The organism is Adlercreutzia muris (assembly GCF_041223505.1).
Classification (GTDB): domain Bacteria; phylum Actinomycetota; class Coriobacteriia; order Coriobacteriales; family Eggerthellaceae; genus Adlercreutzia; species Adlercreutzia muris.
On the sequence record NZ_JBCLQK010000001.1, the window covers coordinates 25,446 to 43,781 of the forward strand.

An 18,336-nucleotide genomic window follows, 5' to 3' on the forward strand; every position below is an offset into this window, starting at 1 on the left:
CACGCAGGCCGAGAGGTTAGAACTCGAGGCCCTGCAGCCACGTTGTCAGCTCCTCGAGAGCCTCGTCGGAGACACCCATGCGCTGCTCGCGCTCCTGGAGGTACTTCTCACGCTCCACGAACATGGCCAGCTGCGCGTCGCTGTACTCGGACAGCTCCACATCGCGCACCTCGACCACGCGCTTGGCGAAGTCGGGCAGCTTGTCGTTCATGGCGGTGATCTTCACCACATCGCCCGTATGGGGCGCCTCGACGTAATAGCCGTCGCCCAGGTACATGGCCACATGGTGCACATCGCCGTTCTCGGCGAAGAACAGCAGGTCGCCCGGGAGCAGCTCCGAGAAGGGCACCTCCACGCCCACCTCGCACTGGTAGTAGGTGGTGCGGGGCAGCTCGATGTTGAACACCTCGCGGTAGCAGTACTGCACGAGGCCCGAGCAGTCGAAGCCGGACGGCGTGGTGCCGCCCCACAGGTAGGGCACACCGAGGAAGGAGTTCGCCAGAGACGTGAGGTCGTTCAGGGTGCGGGCCTCGCGCACCGGCAGAGGGGCGCCGGCGGCGATGAGCTTGTCGAAGCCGTCGAAGCGCTCGGCATCGATGGCATTCTGATGCTGCTGCATGGCCGTATCGGCCGCGGGTACCGAGGGCTTCTCCAGGTACACGGGCACATGGTAGAGCTCCTCGGCCCGAGCCATCTGCTCTTCCCAGGTGGCCAGCGCCTGCTGGTACTCGCTCGTGGCATCCACGTAGGCCTCGTACTCGGCCACTAAGGCGTCGTAGGCCTCCTTATCGGCCACGGGATCCAGGTACAGATCCAGACCGGTCACCTCGTCTTTTACCGGCAGCACGAAGGTCTCGGTGAGCTCGTAGGTGAGCGGCACGTCGAAGCGGGTGAGGTCGTAGGTCTCGATGAGGTCCTGCAGCTTCTCGGAATAGAAGATGTCCGTGGCGTAGCGGCCCACGAGGAAGTCGCAGGCATCCACGAAGCTGTCGGTGTTCGACTTGCGCGCGCCGGCGTAGAAGTCGCCCATGGAGTTGGACAGCAAATCGGCGTAGTCGGAAAGCGACTCGTCCACATTGGCGTACTGGCGGAAGTCGCTCATGATGGTGTAGGTGGCGCCGGAGCCGTCATCCTCGCGGGTGGCCAGCGACACCGAGCTGCCCTTGTACGTGCCCTTGATGCCGAAGAGGTTGTTGTTCGGCGCCTGGGCCAGCGTGGAGTTGCCGGAAGCGGACTCCAGAATGGCCTGGGCGATCATCACCGAGGCGTACAGGTCGTTGTCGGCGGCGATGGTGCGGGCCGACTCGCCCACCAGCGAGATGAACTTCTCGGTGGTCAGATCCTCGCTGTAGTGGCGGGCCACATAGGAGGAGTTGTCCATATGGGTGAACGAGATGGAGGGCACCGTGACGGCCACCTGCTTGAGGGGCGTCTGGGCCTGGCCCTTGTTCACGGCCGCGGTGTGGCTGGCATCGGTGGTGCCGCCGGCCCCGTCGGGCTTGGGCTTCTGCACGCCGGAATCCACCGGATTGCTCGGATCGACCACGGGGGGCTCGGGCGTCTCCGGCTGGGAGGGCTTGTTGCCGTCGTCTTCACCCGGCTCCTGGCCCCCATCGGGCTTCTGGTCGGGGTCAGCGCCCTTGGAGATGGTGAACTGCACGGCCGCGCCGTTGTCCACCACGGTGCCGGCGGCCGGCGAGGTGGCGATGACGCGCCCGGCCTCCACCGTGTCGCTGAACTCGTAGACGGGCTTCTCGCTGGACAGGGTCAGGCAGGACGGGTCGAGAGCCGCCATGGCCTCTTCCAGCGTCATGTTCTTGAAATCGGGGACGGCCACCTTCTCGGTGCCCTTGGAGACGACGAGCTGCACCGTGTCCCCGGCGTTCACCGTAGTGCCCGCCGCGGGGTTGGTGGAGAGCACCGTGCCCTTGGGGGCCGCGCTGAACTCGTACTGGATATCGTCGGAGAGGTTCAGATGGGCCTCGGCGAGAATGCTCTTGGCCGCCTCGAGGGACTTGTCCACCAGGTTGGGCATCTCGAACTTCGTGGTGCCCTCTCCCTCGCCTTCGCCCTCGACGGGCTTGTTCTGGTCGACCGGGGGCAGCGTGCCCTCGGGAGTGCCCTCGGAGCCCTCCGGGGCAGCCTCGCCCGTGTCCTCGCCCTCGGTGGCGCCATCGCCGGCGCCTTCGGACTCGGCACTCTCTTCCGGAGCCGGAGCCTCCTCAGGTGCGGCCTCGTTGCCGAGCGCCTCCTGAACGTCCTTAGCGTAGTCGGCCTCGCTGCTGTACTCGCCGTTGGCCTTGGCGTACTCCACGTCGGCGAGGGTCTTTCCCTCCTGGGTTTCGTCAGCCTCGCGAACGTGGCCGTCGTCGCCCTCGCCCTCGTCGGCGTGGGCGGTCTTATAATTAGCGGCCACGCCGCCCACCGGGGCAACGACGAGGGCAGCTGCCGTCAATAGCGAGACTGCGTTTTTCGATGAGGTCATCAATGCCTCCTCTTGTGTCATCATCTCTCACGGGCTTCGCAGACCCCAACTGTCCGGGTATGCGAATCCAAGGCAAGCGGGTGCCTTGAGGTAGGCATTATAGCGCGACTTCTTGCGCTGTCCAACCTGCGAAAACATCTCGTTGGAACGATGTTTCGCTGATGGCATCGATGAGCAATGGGGCAAAACGGCGACAAAACCGTTACTGATCTGGCATTTTGCCTGGAACTTCCGGAATATGCCGCCCTGTTTCCCCGCTTTAGGCCGCCGATAATATTTTTCCGTGGATGACTTTTTTCACTGATGAGCGGGCTCAGGATTGGGAAACAGAGTCGCGAGCGAGAGCCGACCGGGCTCGCTGACCTTCCTTCGGAGCCCTTAGGCCACGAGGCGCTTGGCGAAGGAGGGGGCGAAGTAGTCGAAGGTGGCCCGCATAATGCGGCCGCCGCCCGTGGAGGCGTGGATGTACTCGCCGTCGCCGACGTAGACGCCCACGTGGTACACGCCACTGCCGCTGCCCCAGAAGAGCAAATCGCCGGGGAGCACCTCGTCGAGCGAGACCGCCTCCCCCAGGGCGCTCTGCTCCGCGGCAGTGCGGGGAAGCGCCATGCCGAGGGCGTGCTCGAAAACCCACCGGGTGAACCCAGAGCAGTCGAAGCCGGCCGGCGTGGTGCCGCCGTAGACGTAGGGAACCCCGAGGTGGCTCGCGGCCTCGTCTACGACCGACTGGCGCCGGATCGCGCGCTCCTCCTCGGCGGCGCGCTCGGCGGCGCCGTCGGCCACAGCGCCCACGTAGTCTTTGATCTCGTTGGCGAAGGACTCGATGTGAGTGAAGGGGTTGTCCTGCGCGACCTCGTTAGCCTGGGCCTCCGGGGCGCTCATCGCGATCATCGTCGCGGAAAGGGCGCAGGCGAGCAGAAGGGTGCGCGCCCGCTGGGTGAGAAATCTGTAACTAAGCATGGCGGCGAGTGTAACGGGTCGGCCGCCCTCGTCCAAGGCCCTTCACAAGTCCCGCGCCTTCAGTTCACAGCCCCCTCGCGGGAAATAAACGGGATGGACACGGCCGCTTCGCACGGCCTCCATTCCTGAGGAAAAAGATGAGAGACGGATTGGAGGCGAATGCCCTGCTCAGAAGAACGTTTGAACCGAAAGGTTGGATGCGGGTCACCCTGACCGGGCGAGTTCCGCAACGACGAGGGCTCGGCGGTGCTGTCCCCGAAGCGGGGGCAGCTTGAGTGAATCAAGACACCGCGCAGCCGCGCTCCGGAGGAGCAGGGCGATCCTTATTCCACGCGCGGCACCTCGCCGGTCTCCAGCAGGTGCAGAAGGGCCGCCTCATCGAGCACAGGAACGCCGAGGGAGATGGCCTTGTCGTACTTCGAGCCGGCGCTCTCCCCCGCCACGACGAAGCTCGTCTTCTTCGATACAGAGCCCGACACCTTCGCCCCCATGGCGCGCAAGCGCGCCCCGGCCTCATCCCGGGTCATACCCGAGGCGGCCAGGGTGCCCGTGAGCACGAAGGTGAGCCCGGCGAGCACCTGGGGCACCGCCTCGTCGACTTCCATGACCTCGGCGGCCATGGCCACGCCGGCGGCCCGCAGCCGCTCGATGACCGAGACGTTGTCCGGCGTGCGGAAGAACAGCCAGATGCCGTGGGCCATCTTCGGGCCCACGCCGTTTATCCCGGCCAGCTCGTCCTCGCCGGCAGCGGCCAGGGCCTCCATGGAGGGGAAGGCGCCGGCCAGAAGCTCGGCGGTGGTCTTGCCCACATGGCGGATGCCCAGGCCGAAGAGCACGCGGGCGAAGGGGCGGCCCTTGGAGGCCTCGATGGCGGCCACGAGCTTTTTCGCCACCGTGTGCCCCAGGCGGATGGGCTCGCCATCCTTGTTCACGCGGCCCATATCGATGGCGGCCAGCTCGTCCTCAGAGAGCGAGTAGTAGTCGGCCACATCGGCTACCCGTCCGCTTTCCACGAGCCGGCTTACGATCTCCTCCCCCATGCCGTCGATGTCAAGCGCCCCGCGGCTCGCCCAATGGAGCAGCCGTTCCAAAGCCTGGGCCGGGCAATCGATGGAGATGCAGCGGAAGGCCACCTCGCCCTCGTCGCGCACCACAGGGCTGCCGCAGCTGGGGCACGCGCTCGGCATCTCCCAGATGCGGGCCTCGGGGCTACGCAGGGCCAGCACCGGACCGAGCACCTCGGGGATCACGTCGCCGGCCTTGCGCACGATGACTGTGTCGCCCACGCGCACGTCCTTGCGGTGCACCTCATCTAAGTTGTGCAGCGTCGCCCGGGCCACGGTGGACCCGGCCACCGATACCGGCTCCAGCTCTGCCACGGGCGTGAGCGCGCCGGTGCGGCCCACCTGCACGGTGATGTCCAGCAGTTGGGTAGTCTTCTCCTCGGGCGGGAACTTGAAGGCGATGGCCCAGCGCGGAGCCCGGGCGGTGAATCCCATGGCCGCCTGACGGGCGAAGGCGTTCACCTTCACCACCACGCCGTCGATCTCGTAGGGCAGTGTATCGCGGCGCCGGACGGCCTCCTCGCAGAAGGCGCGCACCTCCTCGGCGCTCTCGCACAGCCGCACATCGGGGTTTACATGGAATCCGGCCTCGCGCAGCCACTGGAGCAGCTCCCACTGGCCGGCAATGTCGAGCGCCCCCTCGTCGGCGATGGCGTACATGAAGGTGGACAGGTCGCGCCCCTGGGTGACGCGCGCGTCCTTCTGGCGCAGCGATCCGGCCGCGGCATTGCGCGGGTTGGCGAAGGGAGGGCGCCCCTCGGTGACGGCGGCGGCGTTGAGCACCTCGAAGCTCTTCTTGGGCATGTACACCTCGCCGCGCAGCTCGAGCGCGTCGGTGCCGGGCGTGATGGCGGCAAGCGCCCCCTCGCGCAGGCGCAGGGGCACGTCGCGCACGGTGCGCATGTTCACGGTCACGTCCTCGCCGGTGGTGCCGTCGCCGCGAGTGGCGGCGCGCACGAGCAGGCCGTCCTCGTAGGTAAGGGCAATGGAGCTGCCGTCGATCTTGAGCTCGCAGCACAACGGCGGCAGCACGCCCCCGCAGGCCTCTTCCACGCGCCCGAGCCACGCGTCCAGCTCGTCTAAGTCCATAGCGTTGTCGAGCGAGTACATGCGCCGCTCGTGCACGACAGGGGCGAACTGCTCGCCCACGTAGCCCCCCACGCGCTGGGTGGGCGAGGCCGGCGTCACCAGCTCCGGATGAGCCGCCTCGATCTCGCGCAGCTCGCCCATGAGGGAGTCGAAGGCCGCATCCGAGATGGTGGGGTTGTCAAGAGCATAGTACTGGTAGCTGTGGTGCTCGATCTCGCGACGCAGGGCCGCCGCCCGGGCGGCCGGATCGCTCGCCGCGGCCGCCAGGGCCGCCTCGTCGAACAGGGGGCTTTCCCGCTGAACCATGGATATGCGCCTTTCTCCTCGCCGCAGGGCCGTGGCGCGGCCCCGCCCGTCGCACCGGCCGCCTCCCGCGGGGAAGACGGCCGCCTCGTCAGCGAGGGCCCGGACGAATCCGGGCCCTCGGTCGTGTCGCAGCGGCTATGATACCACCGCCGGGGCGACGGGCGAAGCCGTAGGGCCGCACCCGTCGCCGCCGTGCGCCTAGTGGTTGTGGGCGAAGCGCGTCGGCGCCTGGGGCAGGGTCACGCCGTAGACGGCCATCTGCGCACCGCGGGCCATAAGGAACAGCCCGAGGAACAGGGCGAAGGAGCCCGGGGCGATGATGAAGGCGAAACCGCACAGCACGCTCACGATGCCGGAGAACAGCACCCAGCCCCAGCCGGGCAGCACCTCCCGCAGCCGAACCGAGGCCACGATCCCGAACACGCCGTAGGCGATGACGAAGATGCCCATGACCCAGGGGATCACCACGGCCGACGCCACGGGGTGCGCGATGAAGAGCACGCCTAAGATGAGGTCGCAGGCGGCGTAGGCGAGCGCCCAGGCCGACAGGCCCGCGCTCTTGCGGTACCTGAAGAAGGCCCAGCCGTCCACGATGCCAGCGGCCACGAACATGCAGCCGGCCAGGATGGCGATGGTCACGAGCGTGAGGCCCGGCACCATGAGCAAGATGAAGCCGATGATGATGAGCGCAATGCCGGCGGCGAACAGCGCCCAGTTGCGTCCCGGTTTGATATCCATGGTTTCCACACTCCTTATGCGAGGTTGTATACTAGGTAGGCTCCCATTGTAGGGGGCCGCGCCAGGCGGCATAGCGCTCTCGGCGCGGCCGTTGCCCAGGAGATTGCGCCGCGTTGGCACGGCGTTGGAATGATCGTCGCCCGGGAAAGGACCCCCATGACCTTCACCGTCGCACCCCCTCGCACCGATGCCGCGCTGGCGGCTCTGCTCCCCTGGCCCGCCCCCGACGCCCACAAGTACAGCCGCGGGCGCCTCGCCCTCGTAGCGGGCTCGCCGGCCTACCCCGGAGCGGCCTGCCTGGCGGCCACGGCCTCCCAGCGGGCCGGGGCCGGCTACACCGAGGTGTTCTGCGCGGGGAAGTCGCTGCTCGCCGTGCGGGCCGCGAGCCCCTCCCTCGTCGCGCAAGATTGGCGCCATTGGCAGCCGAGCCGCGGAGCCGTCCTAAGCCCCGACCGCCCCGGCGCCTGCGTCATCGGCTGCGGGTTCGCCGGCGAGGAGAAGACCGAGGGACCGCTCGTCATGGAGACCCTGCGCGCCTTCGCCGGCCCGCTCCTCGTCGACGGGGGCGCCCTGACCCTCCTGGCGAGCGCGACGGGGCTGCGCCTGGCCGCTGAGCGGGCCTGTGCGGGGCTGCCCCTCGTGCTGACGCCCCATGGCGGCGAGGCGGCCCGGCTCGCCCGGGCGGCGCAGCTGGAAGAGGGCCTTACGGAAGCGGCCCTCGCCCGCGAGCTCGCCCGGGCCTTCGGGGCCGTCGTGGCCCTCAAGGGCCCGTGTACCTACATAGCCGACGGCGCGGGGGTGGAGGCCATGGACCGCGGCACGGCGGCCCTGGCCAAGGCCGGTACGGGCGACGTGCTCGCCGGCATCATCGGAGCGCTGCTCGCCCAGGGCATCGGGGCGCGGGACAGCGCCGCCCTCGGCTGCGCCCTCCATGCCGAGGCGGCCCGGGCCGCCGAGGAGGCACGCACGGCCATCTGCGTAGTCGCCGAGGATCTCCCCTCTTATCTGCCGGCCGCCGTGCGGGCCATCGCGGGCCGGTAAGCGAGCCGCTTAAGCCCCAGAGGACTCGGGGCGGGACAGTGCCGCTACGGTCTTGGCAAGGACGGCCACGTCGATGGGCTTGGACACATGGGCGTCCATACCCGCCGCAAGGGCCTCCCGCTTATCCTCGGCGAAGGCGTTGGCCGTCATGGCGATGATGGGGATGGTGCGCCCGTCCGGCCGATCGAGGGCTCGGATGGCCCGGGCGGCCTCGTGGCCGTTCATGACCGGCATCTGCACATCCATGAAGATCATGGCGTAGGTGCCCGCGGGCGCGGCAGAGAACATCTCCACGGCCTCCCGGCCGTTCTCGGCCACATCGCAGGTTCCATGGTGGATACCCAGCACCGCAGCGATGACCTCGGCGTTCAGATCGTTGTCCTCCGCTACGAGGAAGTGGCGGCCGCCGAGGGCCTCGTCGATGTCCACCGGGGCCTCGGGGGCCGGAACGTCCACATCGGCCGCATCCCCGACCGCCGGCGGGAAGTCCAGATCGATGGTGAAGGTGGAGCCACGGCCGAGGGCGCTCTCCACGGCGATGGTGCCGCCCATGAGGTCTACGAGGTTCTTGGTGATGGCCATGCCGAGACCGGTGCCCTGGATCTTGTTGGTCAGGCTCGACTCCTCCCGGGAAAACGAGTCGAAGATGGTGGCCAGGTACTCCGGTGCCATGCCGATGCCGTCGTCGGCCACCACGATGCGCAGATGCTGCAACGCGCCGTGGCGTTTGAGGGATCCGTCGATGGCGAAGCGGATGGAACCGCCCTCGGGAGTGTACTTCATGGCATTCGACAGCACGTTCATGAGAATCTGCCGCAGGCGCCCCTCGTCGCCCACGAGGGCCTCATAGGTCACGCCGGTCACTTCCACGGTGAAGACCTGATCCCGGGCGCTGGTCTGGGGCCGCATCATGGCCTCCACCGCCGCCACGGTCTCGCTCAGGCGAAACTCCGAGGCCGCCAAGGTGGTCTTGCCCGACTCGATCTTCGACATGTCGAGCACGTCGTTGATGAGCCCGAGCAGATGCTGGCCGGACGTGGCGATCTTGCGGTTGTACTCGCGCACGGTCTCGGGGTCGTCGGCATCGCGGTCGATGAGGGCCGAGAAGCCCAGGATGGCGTTCATGGGGGTGCGGATGTCGTGGCTCATGGCCGAGAGGAAGTTGCTCTTGGCCCGGTTGGCCTCCTCGGCGGCGGCCACCGTATCCATGAGCTTCTGGCGGATATCGTGCTCGTGGGTCACATCGGTGAGCGAGTAGATGATCTTCTCGCTGCCGCCGAGCACGACCGGGCGGCTCGTGATGCGCAGCCACATATTCCGGCCGAGGGCCCCGTTGAAGCACTGGAACTCCCAGGTGCGACGCTCGCCCGGCACGCCGGAGTGCACGATAGCCGCCACCTTCGCGTAGGCCTCGTTGGCCGACAGGCCGTCCACGGCGAAGAACGCAGCGGCCGGCACCCCCAGAATGTCCTGGATGTTCTCGAATACCGCCTCCACGACTCGGTCCTTGCTGTCCACAATGAAGATGGCCGTGTCGATGTTGGCGCCGATGGCCTGATAGATGCTCTGCACGTAGCGCTCGCCCCGCCGCTCGCGGCGGTTGCGGTACACGAGCAGGGCGGCGATGGCGGCCACGGCCAGAAGCACCGAGCCCACGAGCACGGCCACGAGCCGCGCCGTCACGGTCACGATGGCGGTGCCCTCGGCCTTATCCGTGGGCATGATGGCGTCGGCCTGCACCACCAGCTCGTGGATAGTGGCGTAGTAGTGCAGGCCGGCGGCGGCAATGACCGCGGCCAAGGCAATGACCACGGCCGCGACGGCCACGAAGATGGTCCGGGAATCGAGTCTCTGCCTCATGGTCGCCGGCCGCCCGAGAAGCTATTCCACCGTGACGGACTTGGCCAGGTTGCGGGGCTGGTCCACGTCGCAGCCGCGCAGCAAGGCCACCTCGCGGGCCAGAAGCTGCAGAGGCACGCTCGCGGTGATGGGGCTGAAGGCGTCGCGCACCTTCGGGATGCAGATGACATGGTCGGCGTGCTTGGCGATATCCTCGTCGCCCTCGGTGGCCACGGCGATGATGCAGGCGCCGCGGGCCCGGGACTCCTGGAGGTTCGAGACCACCTTGTCGTAGACCGGGCTGTCGGTGGCGATGGCCACCACGGGGAAGTTCTCGTCAATGAGCGCGATGGGGCCGTGCTTCATCTCGCCGGCGGCGTAGGCCTCGGCGTGCAGATAGCTGATCTCCTTGAGCTTCAAGGCCCCCTCGTAGGAGGTGGCCGCCCCCATGCCGCGGCCGATGAACAGGGCGCTCGGGGCATCCACCATGGCCCGAGCGGCCTCTTTTACGGCCGGCCCGCACTCGGTGAGGATGCGCTCCACGGCCTCGGCCGTGTCGGCCAGCTCGCTGAACAGGAGCTTGATCTGGCCCTGGGTGAGCCGGCCCGTGGACTGGCCCAGCAGCATGGCCAACAGGGTGAGGGAGACCACCTGGCCCAGGAAGCTCTTGGTGGAGGCCACGGCGATCTCCTTGTTGGCCTTGGTGTAGATGACGCCGTCGGACTCGCGGGCCACGGGGCTTCCCACCACGTTGGTGATGCCGAAGACCTTTGCGCCGCGCACCCGGGCGTCGCGGATGGCGGCCAGGGTGTCGGCGGTCTCACCGGACTGGGACACGGCCACCACGAGGGTCGTGGGGGTGATGATGGGATTGCGGTAGCGGAACTCGCTGGCCACCTCCACCTCGCAGGGGATGCGGGCCCAGCCCTCGATGAGGTTCTTGGCGATGAGGCCGGCGTGGTAGGAGGTGCCGCAGGCGATGACGTAGACGCGATCGACGAGGTTGAGCTCGGCCGGAGTCATGTCCAGCTCGTCGATGGTGAGCGAGCCGCCGGAAAGGCGGCCGGCCAGGGTGTCGCGGATGACCCGGGGCTGCTCGTGGATCTCCTTCAGCATGAAGTCGGGATAGCCCCCCTTCTCGGCCACGTCGATATCCCAATCAACGTGGGTCACCTCGGGCTCGAGCGGGTTTCCGTCCATGTCGAAGTAGGCGATGCCGTCGGCCGTCAGGCGCGCCATCTGGTCGTCGGCGAGCACCACCACATCGCGGGTGGCATCGATCAGGGCGATGATGTCGCTGGCCACGTAGCTGCCCGTCTCGCCGCGGCCCACCACGATGGGCGAGTCCTTGCGGCAGACGATGATGGTGCCCGGCTCGCCCTCGGCCATGACGGCCAGGCCGTAGGCGCCCACGAGCTGGGAGGCGGCCTCGGCCACGGCGGCGCGCAGGTCGCCGGCGCCGGCCTCGCGCAGCCGCTGGTAGGCCTCTTCCACGAGGTGGGCCACCACCTCGGTGTCGGTCTCGGACTTGAAGGCGTGGCCGCGGCCGATCAGCTCCTCGCGCAGCTCGGCGAAGTTCTCGATGATGCCGTTGTGCACCACGGCGATATCGCCGGCGCAGGAGGTGTGCGGATGGGCGTTGGCCTCGCTCGGCTTGCCGTGGGTGGCCCAGCGGGTGTGCCCGATGCCGCAGGTGCCGGTCAGATCGAAGTGCTCGAGGGTGTGGGCCAGCTCGGACACCTTCCCCTTGCGGCACACCACCTCGATGGCCTCCCCCTGCTGCACGGCCACGCCGGCCGAGTCGTAGCCGCGGTACTCCATGCGGGAAAGTCCCTCGATGAGGATGGGTTCGGCGGGGGCGGCCCCCGTGTATCCAACGATTCCGCACATAGGTTGCTCCTTTGGAAACGGGACGCACCGGAGCGCCCCTCGTTCTTGTCGGTGATTCGCATCATTGTACCGTCGCGGGCAGAATGCCGCGCCCCGTTTCACGAAACGTGCGCACGGGGCGCATCTGGTAGAATGGCGGGCGACACGGAGGCGGCGCGACCGGCGAGCCGCCTCCCCCTCCCCGGCACTCCCAAGGAAAGGCGGCATTGTGGCCCGATCCAAGAAATCCCAGGCTATCGTCGACGGTGCCCTGTCCATGGCCGTGGCGAGCGATTCGGTGGGCCTCGGCGTCGATATCGTGGAGATCGAGCGCATGGCCCGCATCATCAAGCGCTCTCCCGCCTTCACCGAGAAGGTCTACTCCGCCGCCGAGCGGGCCTACTGCGACGGCCACGCCCACCCGGAGGTGCACTACGCCACCCGCTTCGCCGCCAAGGAGGCGGTGCTCAAGGCCCTGGGAACGGGGTTCTCCGAGGGCATCGGCTGGCTCGACGTGGAGGTGCGCCGCACGAGCAAGGGGCGCCCCTACGTGGTGCTCACGGGCCGGGCCCGGGAGGTGGCCCGGGAGATGGGGGTACGCGAGATCCCCATCTCGCTGTCCTACACGCACACCGACGCCGTGGCCTGCGCCATGGCCATCACCGACGAGTCTGTGGCCGCCCAAAAGCGCCGGCGCGACCCCATGGAGGAGCTGACCCGCCAGTTCAAGGAGGCCCGCTCGTTTCTCGACGAGCTCCCCGCAAACGAGGGCGGCCGGGAGTAGCCCCGGCCGCCTCCCAACCGCTAGCCGCGCACCTCGGCGCCGCAGGCCTTTTCCACCTTGGCCACCAGCTTGCCGTGGGCCCGCTCCACTTCCTCGCCCGTGAGGGTGCGATCGGCGGCGCGGTAGGTGAGGGTGTAGGCCATGGACTTCTTGCCCGCCCCCACGCGCTCCTCGTCGCGGTACACGTCGAACAGGGCCACCGATTCCAGCAGCTTGCCGCCGGCCGAGGTCATCACCTGCACGAGTTTCTCGTGGGTCACGTCCTCCCCCACCACGAAGGCCTGGTCCACCACCACGGCCGGGAAGGTGGGCACGGCCACGTAGTCGCGGGCGGGACGGGCCGCCTTCACGAGGGCCGCCACGTCCAGCTCGAAGGCCACCACCGGCGCCATCGCGTCGAAGGCGTCGCACACAAGCGGGTGCACCTCGCCGACCCAGCCGATGACGGCGCCGCCGGAGAGCATCTCGGCGGCCCGGCCGGGCTGCAGCTGGGGCGCCTCATCGGCGGCCAGGGCCCGGAAGCGCACCTTGGGGCACGCCAGCTCGCGGGCCAGGTTCTCCAGCACACCCTTGCCGTCGAAGAAGTCGAAGGGCACCGCCGGCGCGTTCCAGGCCGCATCCCCCATGGAGCCGGCCATGACGGCGGCGAGCTTCTTGCGCTCCTTGGCCTTCTTGCGCCCCTCGGCGGCCGAGAACACCGTGCCGATCTCGTAGAGCTGGATGTTCTTCACGCCGCGGGCCTGGTTGTAGGCCACCGACCGCAGCAGGTTCGGCACGATGGACTGGCGCATGACCGACTGGTCGGCGTTGAGCGGGTTCAGCAGCTCCACCGCCAGGCCGAGGCCGTCGGCGGGTAGGCGCAGCCGCTCTATGTCGCCGGGCTCGGCGAAGGAGTAGGTCATGGTCTCGTTGAGGCCCGAGGCCCGCAGCACGGCGTTCACCAGCCGCAGCGTCTCCTGCTCGGGGGTGCGGGCGCCCACGCGCTCGCGGCCGCCGGGCAACGTCGGCTCGATGCGGTCCATGCCCCACAGGCGCAGCACTTCCTCGTACAGGTCGATCTCGCGCTCCAGGTCGGGACGGAAGGTGGGGGCCAGCACCGAGAGCATCGCGGCCTCGCCGGTGGCCTCCACGGCACAGCCGAGGCGCACGAGGATGTCCTCAATGAAATCGGTGGGAATATCGGCGCCCATCATGGCGTTGAAGCGGTCGATGCGGAAAGTGAGCGGGCGCGCCTCGGCCGGCCGGCCGTACACGTCCACCACACCCGGGCGCACGGTGCCCCCGGACACCTCGGCGAGCAGGGCCGCCGCGGCCTGGGAGATAAGCTCGGTCAGGCTCTCGTCCACCCCGCGCTCGTAGCGCATGGAGGACTCGGAGATAAGGCCGAGGTTGCGGCTCGTGCGGGAGGTGCGACCGTTGCAGAAGTCCGCCGACTCCAGCAGTACCGTCGTGGTGGCCTCGGTCACCTCGGTGTCCAGGCCGCCCATGACGCCGGCCAGGGCCACGGCCCGCTCGGGGGTGGCGATGACGGTCATGTCCTCGGAAAGAACGCGCTCCACCCCGTCGAGGGTGGCAAGTCGCTCCCCCTCGGCAGCGCCGCGCACGATGATGCGCACGCGCCCGTCGCCGTCGCGCAGGGTGTCGAAGTCGAAGGCGTGCAGGGGCTGGCCGTAGAGGTAGAGGATGTAGTTGGTCACATCCACCACGTTGTTGATGGGGCGGCCGCCGGCGGCGCTCACGCGCTCGGCGAGCCAATCGGGCGAGGGACCCACCTTCACGTTGTCGATGACCCGGGCCGTGTACCGACAGCAGCGCTCGCTGTCGGGCACCTCCACGGTGACGGTGGCGGCCACATCCTCGCCGGCTGTGACGGCGGCGAGCTTCGCCACGTCGTCGGCCAGAGGATAGGTCACCGGCTGCTGGTACATGGCCCCCACTTCCCGGGCCATGCCCACCACCGACAGGCAGTCGGGGCGGTTGGGGGTGATCTCCAGATCGAGCACCGTGTCACCCGAGCCGATCACCTCGGCCACCGGGGTGCCCACGGGGGTCTCCTCAGGCAGGATCCAGATGCCCGAATGGTCGGAGCCGAGGCCCAGCTCCCGCTGGGAGCAGCACATGCCGCAGCTGACGACGCCGCGCAGCTTCGACTTCTTGATCTTGAAATCGCCGGGCAGCACCGCGCCGACACAGGCCACGGGCACCTTGATGCCCGCGGCGATGTTCGGAGCGCCGCAAACGATCTGCACCGGCTCGCCGGCCCCCACGTCTGCGGTCACCACATGCATGTGGTCGGAATCGGGATGGGGCTCGCAGGTGAGCACGTGCCCCACGACGACGCCCTCAAAGGCCTCGCCGGTCTGCTCGACGCCCTCCACGCCCGTGCCCGTCAGATCGAGCCGGTCGCAGAACGCCTTCAAATCGCCCGGCACCTGCGTATATTCCGAAAGCCACTTCAAAGATACTTTCATAGCTTCATTCCTCTCCTAGAACTGACGCAGGAAACGCATGTCGCCCTCGAGCAGCATGCGCAGGTCGGGCACGTCGTACTTCAGGCAGGCGATGCGCTCCACTCCCATGCCGAAGGCGAAGCCGGAGTACTCCTCCGGATCGATGCCGCTCATGGACAGCACGTTGGGATCCACCATGCCGCAGCCGAGGATCTCGATCCAGCCGGTGCCCTTGCACATGCGACAGCCCTCGCCGTGGCAGATGCCGCAGCTCACGTCCGCCTCGGCCGAGGGCTCGGTGAAGGGGAAGTAATGGGCGCGGAAACGGGTCTTGCGCTCGGGGCCGAAGATCTGCTTGCACAGGTAGTCGAGGGTGCCCTTCAAGTCGCCGAAGGTGATGCCCCGATCGACCACGAGGCCCTCGATCTGGTGGAACTGGGGCAAATGCGACGGGTCGGCCACGTCGCGGCGGTACACCTTGCCCGGGGCGACCATGTAGATGGGCAGGTCCCAGTCCTCCATGGTGTGCACCTGCACGCCGGAGGTCTGGGTGCGCAGGAGCACGTCGGACTCGCCGCGCACCCGAGCCGCGTCGCCGGACAGATCGCGCACATAGAAGGTGTCCTGCATGGAGCGGCTCGGATGATCGGCCGGGGCGTTCAGGGCCGTGAAGTTGTAGTAGTCGGTCTCGACCTCGGTGCCCTCGACCACCTTGTAGCCCAGGCCCAAGAAGATGTCGGAGATCTCGTCGATGATGCCGTTGATGAGGTGGCGCGTGCCCATCTGCTGGGCACGGCCGGGCAACGTCACGTCCACGGCCGCCGCATCGATGGCGGCGGAGAGCTCCGCGGCATCGAGCACGGCCTTGCGGGCTGCCAGGGCCTCCTCCACTTCCACGCGGGCCTCGTTCACGGCCTTGCCCACGCTCGCCCGCTCCTCGGGGGGAACCGATCCCATGGAGCGGAGATAGCCGGTCAGGCTGCCGGACTTGCCCAGCACCGCCACGCGCACCCCGTCGAGGGCCGTCGAGTCGGCCGCCGCCTCGATGGCGGCCAGGGTGCTCTCGCGCAGCGCCGCGAGCTCCTCTGCGATTGCCATATCTGCCTTCCCTTTCTCGTACATCGAACCTATAGAAAAGAGCCCTCTCCCGCCTTGGCCGGAGACACGTCTCCGAAACCCAAGGACGAGAGAGGGCTCTCGCGGTACCACCTCGGTTGGCCATGGCTCCGTCCGGCCCTCGGCCGGGGGCGCCATCGCCCGCTCGTTGCGCTCGGTCACGGGAGCGAGCCGTCGCCCCCTACTGGCCGGCGCCGCAACGGGGATTGCCGGGTTCAAGGGCGCTGCTCGGAAGGGAACGGGTCTCGCGCCTCCGATCGGACCCTTTCAGCCGGGGGGCCCTTCTCTGGTGATCTCAGCCTGCGAGCCTTATCTTCGTCATCGCATGTAGCAGTGCAGTATAGCGCACTTCTTGCGGTGCGACCACCGCAATCCCCGCAGAGACCGCGGGAGGCGGCCGCGACGCTACAGGAAGCGGTACTTCACCGTGCGCAGGCCCCAGTCGCGGCAGCTGGAGAAGCCGAAGGCCTTCCATACGCCGGGCTGCAGATCGAGCACGCGGCTGCCGCCGCCCATGGAGCCGCAGTCGTTCACCGTGGCGTACACGGTCATGCCGCCGTAGCGGATCTCCACGGTGCGGCCGAAGTAGCTGCGGTAGTTGGGCATCGACTTGGGAACGGCCACGCCCATGGAGTTATCGTCGCAGATGGCGCCCGTGGCCGTGGTGCCCGGGTTGGGCGTGGACGGATCGGTGCTGCCGCCGTAGGCCGATGCGGTGCCCGAAAGCCACCCCTCGTTGGACGACCCCGAGCCCGAGAACTCGGAATCGGAGCCCGAGCCGGAACCGGAGCCCCCGGAACCCTCGTCGGGGTCGGACGTCACTGGCTCGTCGTCGGAGACGACCGGCTCGCGATCGCCGGTGTTGGCATCGGGGCTCTCTTCCACATTATCAGCCGCAGCAGCCTCGGCCTGAGCCTGCTGCTGGCGCAGGGCCTCGGCCTGGGCGGCCAGCTCGGCCAGCCGGGCCGCCTGGTCCTCCTTGGCGCCGGCCAGGCGCTCGGTGGCGCCCTGGACGACGGCTTCGGCCTGGGCTCGCTTCTCTTCCTGGGCGGCCAGGGCCTGCTCTTGCTCGTTCTTCTGGGCGTTCAGCTCGTCGGAGACCTCATCGAAGGCGCGCTTGCGCTCCTTCTGCTCGGCGATCTCCTCGGCCTGATAGGCCATGATCTGGTTGACGTACTCCATATTGCGCAGCAGGTCATCGAAGTTCTTCGAGTCGAGCACCAGGCCGAGAAGTCCCAGAGAACTGCCATCCCGGTACTCCCCCACGGCCACCGATTCCAAGACGGAGCGTCCCTCCAGCATCGCCTGTTGGGCCTCAAGAGCGGAGGCCGCGGTGTCGTCGATCTGCTGCTGCAGACGCTCCACCTCGGCCGTGAGCTGCTCATACTCCTCGTTTATCTCGGCCATGCGCGACTCGGCCGCATCAAGCGTGGCTTGGGCATCGTCAACGGCAGCCTGGGCGTCGTCGGCCGGGTCTGCCAAAGCGGATACGGGCGCGAACGCCGCCAGGGAGCAGGCGAGCAGGATCGCCATGAAGCCCGCGATCAAGCGCCGTCCTTGTCGTTGCAGGTATACCAAGGCATCCCTTTCGTTGCGCTGACATTCTCCGGACCGGTTCCCCGTTTCCGAGGAGGCGGCCCGTGACATATCGCTTTATCTTCCCGAATAATACGGTTGCTGACAAGCGTCTTGCCGAAAAAGACATGACCGAGCGTCCCGCCCCTCGCTGCACGATACCAGAATCTTCCATGTAATGCAAATGTTTGTTCGTATTACTATTGATTTTTTTACTCCCTTCCCCTACACTGCGTCCATACGGAAAGGAGGCACCATGCATGCCATGGTCACCGCCCGAGTCCCCGTGGAGATTCGGGATCAAGTCAATGCGCAGCTGCGCTCCATCGGTTCATCCCCCACTGAGCTGGTGAACGCTGCCTATGATTACGTGCTGCGCACCGGGCAGCTGCCCGACCCGCAGCCGAGCGAACAGCCCCTGCGCATCACGCTCACCGACGCGCAAGTCAACGAGTTGCGCTTTCGCCTGCGCCACGCCACTCGCAGCGTTCCCGCCACATTCTGGGGCCCCGAGGGGCCGGCCCTTGCGGCCTTTGAGCCCGATTGTCCCGAGGAGATGTAGCCATGCGATTGTTCATTGATAGCGACATGCTGCTCGATTTCGTAGCCGAGAGACCCCAGACCCGCGAGGCCTGGAACAAGCTCAACGCCCTGGAACTGACGGGCACAGCGGAGTTGTGGGTGGGAGCGGCGAGCTTCGAGCGGGTGCGCAGCGCCCTGGCCACGGCCGTGGCCGACGGGGAGGCCCGATCGGCCCTGCGCTCTACCATGGGCTTTCTGTCGGTCTGCTCCGTAGACGGCGGCGACGTGCGCTTCGCCCTCGACCACGGGGGCGTTCCCTACGAGACGGCCCTGACCGAGGCCTGCGCCCGCAAGATCCAGGCCGACTTCATCATCACGGGCACCGGCCCCGTCGACATCTCACGGCCCATCCGCCGGGTGGAGCCCGAGGAGTTCTTCGAGGTACTCGAGCGGGAGCAGGGCATCGTCTTCGACCTCATCGACTTCTAGAAAGGGCGC

At 68.0% G+C, this 18,336-nt stretch carries 13 protein-coding genes; 4 read left to right on the top strand and 9 right to left on the bottom strand.

What is annotated here, in order from left to right:
• Window positions 1-16: 16 nt before the first annotated feature.
• The 4 genes from AAK988_RS00095 to AAK988_RS00110 form a co-directional block, all read right to left on the bottom strand.
• The gene (locus AAK988_RS00095; protein ID WP_369873390.1) at window positions 17-2,485 is read right to left on the bottom strand and encodes a PASTA domain-containing protein; all 2,469 of its coding nucleotides are present in this window, start codon (window positions 2,483-2,485) and stop codon (window positions 17-19) included.
• 378 nt (window positions 2,486-2,863) lie between these two features.
• Window positions 2,864-3,445 carry a C40 family peptidase gene (locus AAK988_RS00100; RefSeq protein ID WP_135971385.1) on the bottom strand — a complete coding sequence of 194 codons (582 nt, stop codon included), beginning with the start codon at window positions 3,443-3,445 and terminating at the stop codon, window positions 2,864-2,866.
• 323 nt (window positions 3,446-3,768) lie between these two features.
• Window positions 3,769-5,904 (bottom strand): NAD-dependent DNA ligase LigA, encoded by a 2,136-nt coding sequence (gene ligA / locus AAK988_RS00105; RefSeq protein ID WP_369873389.1) that lies wholly within the window; start codon window positions 5,902-5,904, stop codon window positions 3,769-3,771.
• Between the two features lie 198 nt (window positions 5,905-6,102).
• A complete protein-coding gene (locus AAK988_RS00110; RefSeq protein WP_160324698.1) occupies window positions 6,103-6,642 on the bottom strand; it encodes an HdeD family acid-resistance protein in 540 nt (179 codons plus the stop codon).
• A gap of 156 nt (window positions 6,643-6,798) precedes the next feature.
• Between AAK988_RS00110 and AAK988_RS00115 the strand changes: the two genes are divergently transcribed.
• Window positions 6,799-7,683, top strand: coding sequence for an NAD(P)H-hydrate dehydratase (locus AAK988_RS00115; protein ID WP_369873388.1), 885 nt, complete (start codon window positions 6,799-6,801; stop codon window positions 7,681-7,683).
• A gap of 9 nt (window positions 7,684-7,692) precedes the next feature.
• On the opposite strand, the gene AAK988_RS00120 is transcribed toward AAK988_RS00115, so the two are convergent.
• Window positions 7,693-9,543 (bottom strand): hybrid sensor histidine kinase/response regulator, encoded by a 1,851-nt coding sequence (locus AAK988_RS00120; RefSeq protein WP_289636661.1) that lies wholly within the window; start codon window positions 9,541-9,543, stop codon window positions 7,693-7,695.
• A gap of 21 nt (window positions 9,544-9,564) precedes the next feature.
• A complete protein-coding gene (glmS, locus tag AAK988_RS00125) occupies window positions 9,565-11,412 on the bottom strand; it encodes a glutamine--fructose-6-phosphate transaminase (isomerizing) (protein ID WP_369880240.1) in 1,848 nt (615 codons plus the stop codon).
• A gap of 208 nt (window positions 11,413-11,620) precedes the next feature.
• Between glmS and acpS the strand changes: the two genes are divergently transcribed.
• Complete coding sequence (acpS, locus tag AAK988_RS00130; RefSeq protein ID WP_240806261.1) at window positions 11,621-12,175, top strand: holo-ACP synthase; 555 nt, start codon at window positions 11,621-11,623, stop codon at window positions 12,173-12,175.
• Between the two features lie 20 nt (window positions 12,176-12,195).
• Here acpS and pheT read toward each other — a convergent pair whose 3' ends face one another.
• From pheT to AAK988_RS00145, 3 genes are all read right to left on the bottom strand, one after another.
• Window positions 12,196-14,646, bottom strand: coding sequence for a phenylalanine--tRNA ligase subunit beta (gene pheT, locus AAK988_RS00135; RefSeq protein ID WP_369880241.1), 2,451 nt, complete (start codon window positions 14,644-14,646; stop codon window positions 12,196-12,198).
• A 15-nt stretch (window positions 14,647-14,661) separates the two neighbouring features.
• Window positions 14,662-15,723, bottom strand: a complete 1,062-nt coding sequence (gene pheS / locus AAK988_RS00140; protein ID WP_135971131.1) for a phenylalanine--tRNA ligase subunit alpha — start codon at window positions 15,721-15,723, stop codon at window positions 14,662-14,664.
• Window positions 15,724-16,146: 423 nt separating this feature from the next.
• Window positions 16,147-17,289 (bottom strand): coiled-coil domain-containing protein, encoded by a 1,143-nt coding sequence (locus AAK988_RS00145; protein WP_369873384.1) that lies wholly within the window; start codon window positions 17,287-17,289, stop codon window positions 16,147-16,149.
• A gap of 283 nt (window positions 17,290-17,572) precedes the next feature.
• Here AAK988_RS00145 and AAK988_RS00150 point away from each other — a divergent pair, with 283 nt between their 5' ends.
• Together AAK988_RS00150 and AAK988_RS00155 are read left to right on the top strand one after the other, a co-directional pair.
• Window positions 17,573-17,878: a hypothetical protein gene (locus AAK988_RS00150; RefSeq protein ID WP_135971133.1), complete on the top strand. Its 306-nt coding sequence runs from the start codon at window positions 17,573-17,575 to the stop codon at window positions 17,876-17,878.
• Between the two features lie 2 nt (window positions 17,879-17,880).
• The gene (locus tag AAK988_RS00155; protein WP_135971134.1) at window positions 17,881-18,327 is read left to right on the top strand and encodes a hypothetical protein; all 447 of its coding nucleotides are present in this window, start codon (window positions 17,881-17,883) and stop codon (window positions 18,325-18,327) included.
• Window positions 18,328-18,336 lie beyond the last annotated feature (9 nt).

What these genes read in the sequence shown, in the direction of transcription:
- AAK988_RS00095 (WP_369873390.1), bottom strand. Translation starts at nt 2,485, where the DNA reads ATGACCTCATCGAAAAACGCAGTCTCGCTATTGACGGCAGCTGCCCTC.
- AAK988_RS00100 (WP_135971385.1), bottom strand. Translation starts at nt 3,445, where the DNA reads ATGCTTAGTTACAGATTTCTCACCCAGCGGGCGCGCACCCTTCTGCTC.
- ligA (WP_369873389.1), bottom strand. Translation starts at nt 5,904, where the DNA reads ATGGTTCAGCGGGAAAGCCCCCTGTTCGACGAGGCGGCCCTGGCGGCC.
- AAK988_RS00110 (WP_160324698.1), bottom strand. Translation starts at nt 6,642, where the DNA reads ATGGATATCAAACCGGGACGCAACTGGGCGCTGTTCGCCGCCGGCATT.
- AAK988_RS00115 (WP_369873388.1), top strand. Translation starts at nt 6,799, where the DNA reads ATGACCTTCACCGTCGCACCCCCTCGCACCGATGCCGCGCTGGCGGCT.
- AAK988_RS00120 (WP_289636661.1), bottom strand. Translation starts at nt 9,543, where the DNA reads ATGAGGCAGAGACTCGATTCCCGGACCATCTTCGTGGCCGTCGCGGCC.
- glmS (WP_369880240.1), bottom strand. Translation starts at nt 11,412, where the DNA reads ATGTGCGGAATCGTTGGATACACGGGGGCCGCCCCCGCCGAACCCATC.
- pheT (WP_369880241.1), bottom strand. Translation starts at nt 14,646, where the DNA reads ATGAAAGTATCTTTGAAGTGGCTTTCGGAATATACGCAGGTGCCGGGC.
- pheS (WP_135971131.1), bottom strand. Translation starts at nt 15,723, where the DNA reads ATGGCAATCGCAGAGGAGCTCGCGGCGCTGCGCGAGAGCACCCTGGCC.
- AAK988_RS00150 (WP_135971133.1), top strand. Translation starts at nt 17,573, where the DNA reads ATGCATGCCATGGTCACCGCCCGAGTCCCCGTGGAGATTCGGGATCAA.
- AAK988_RS00155 (WP_135971134.1), top strand. Translation starts at nt 17,881, where the DNA reads ATGCGATTGTTCATTGATAGCGACATGCTGCTCGATTTCGTAGCCGAG.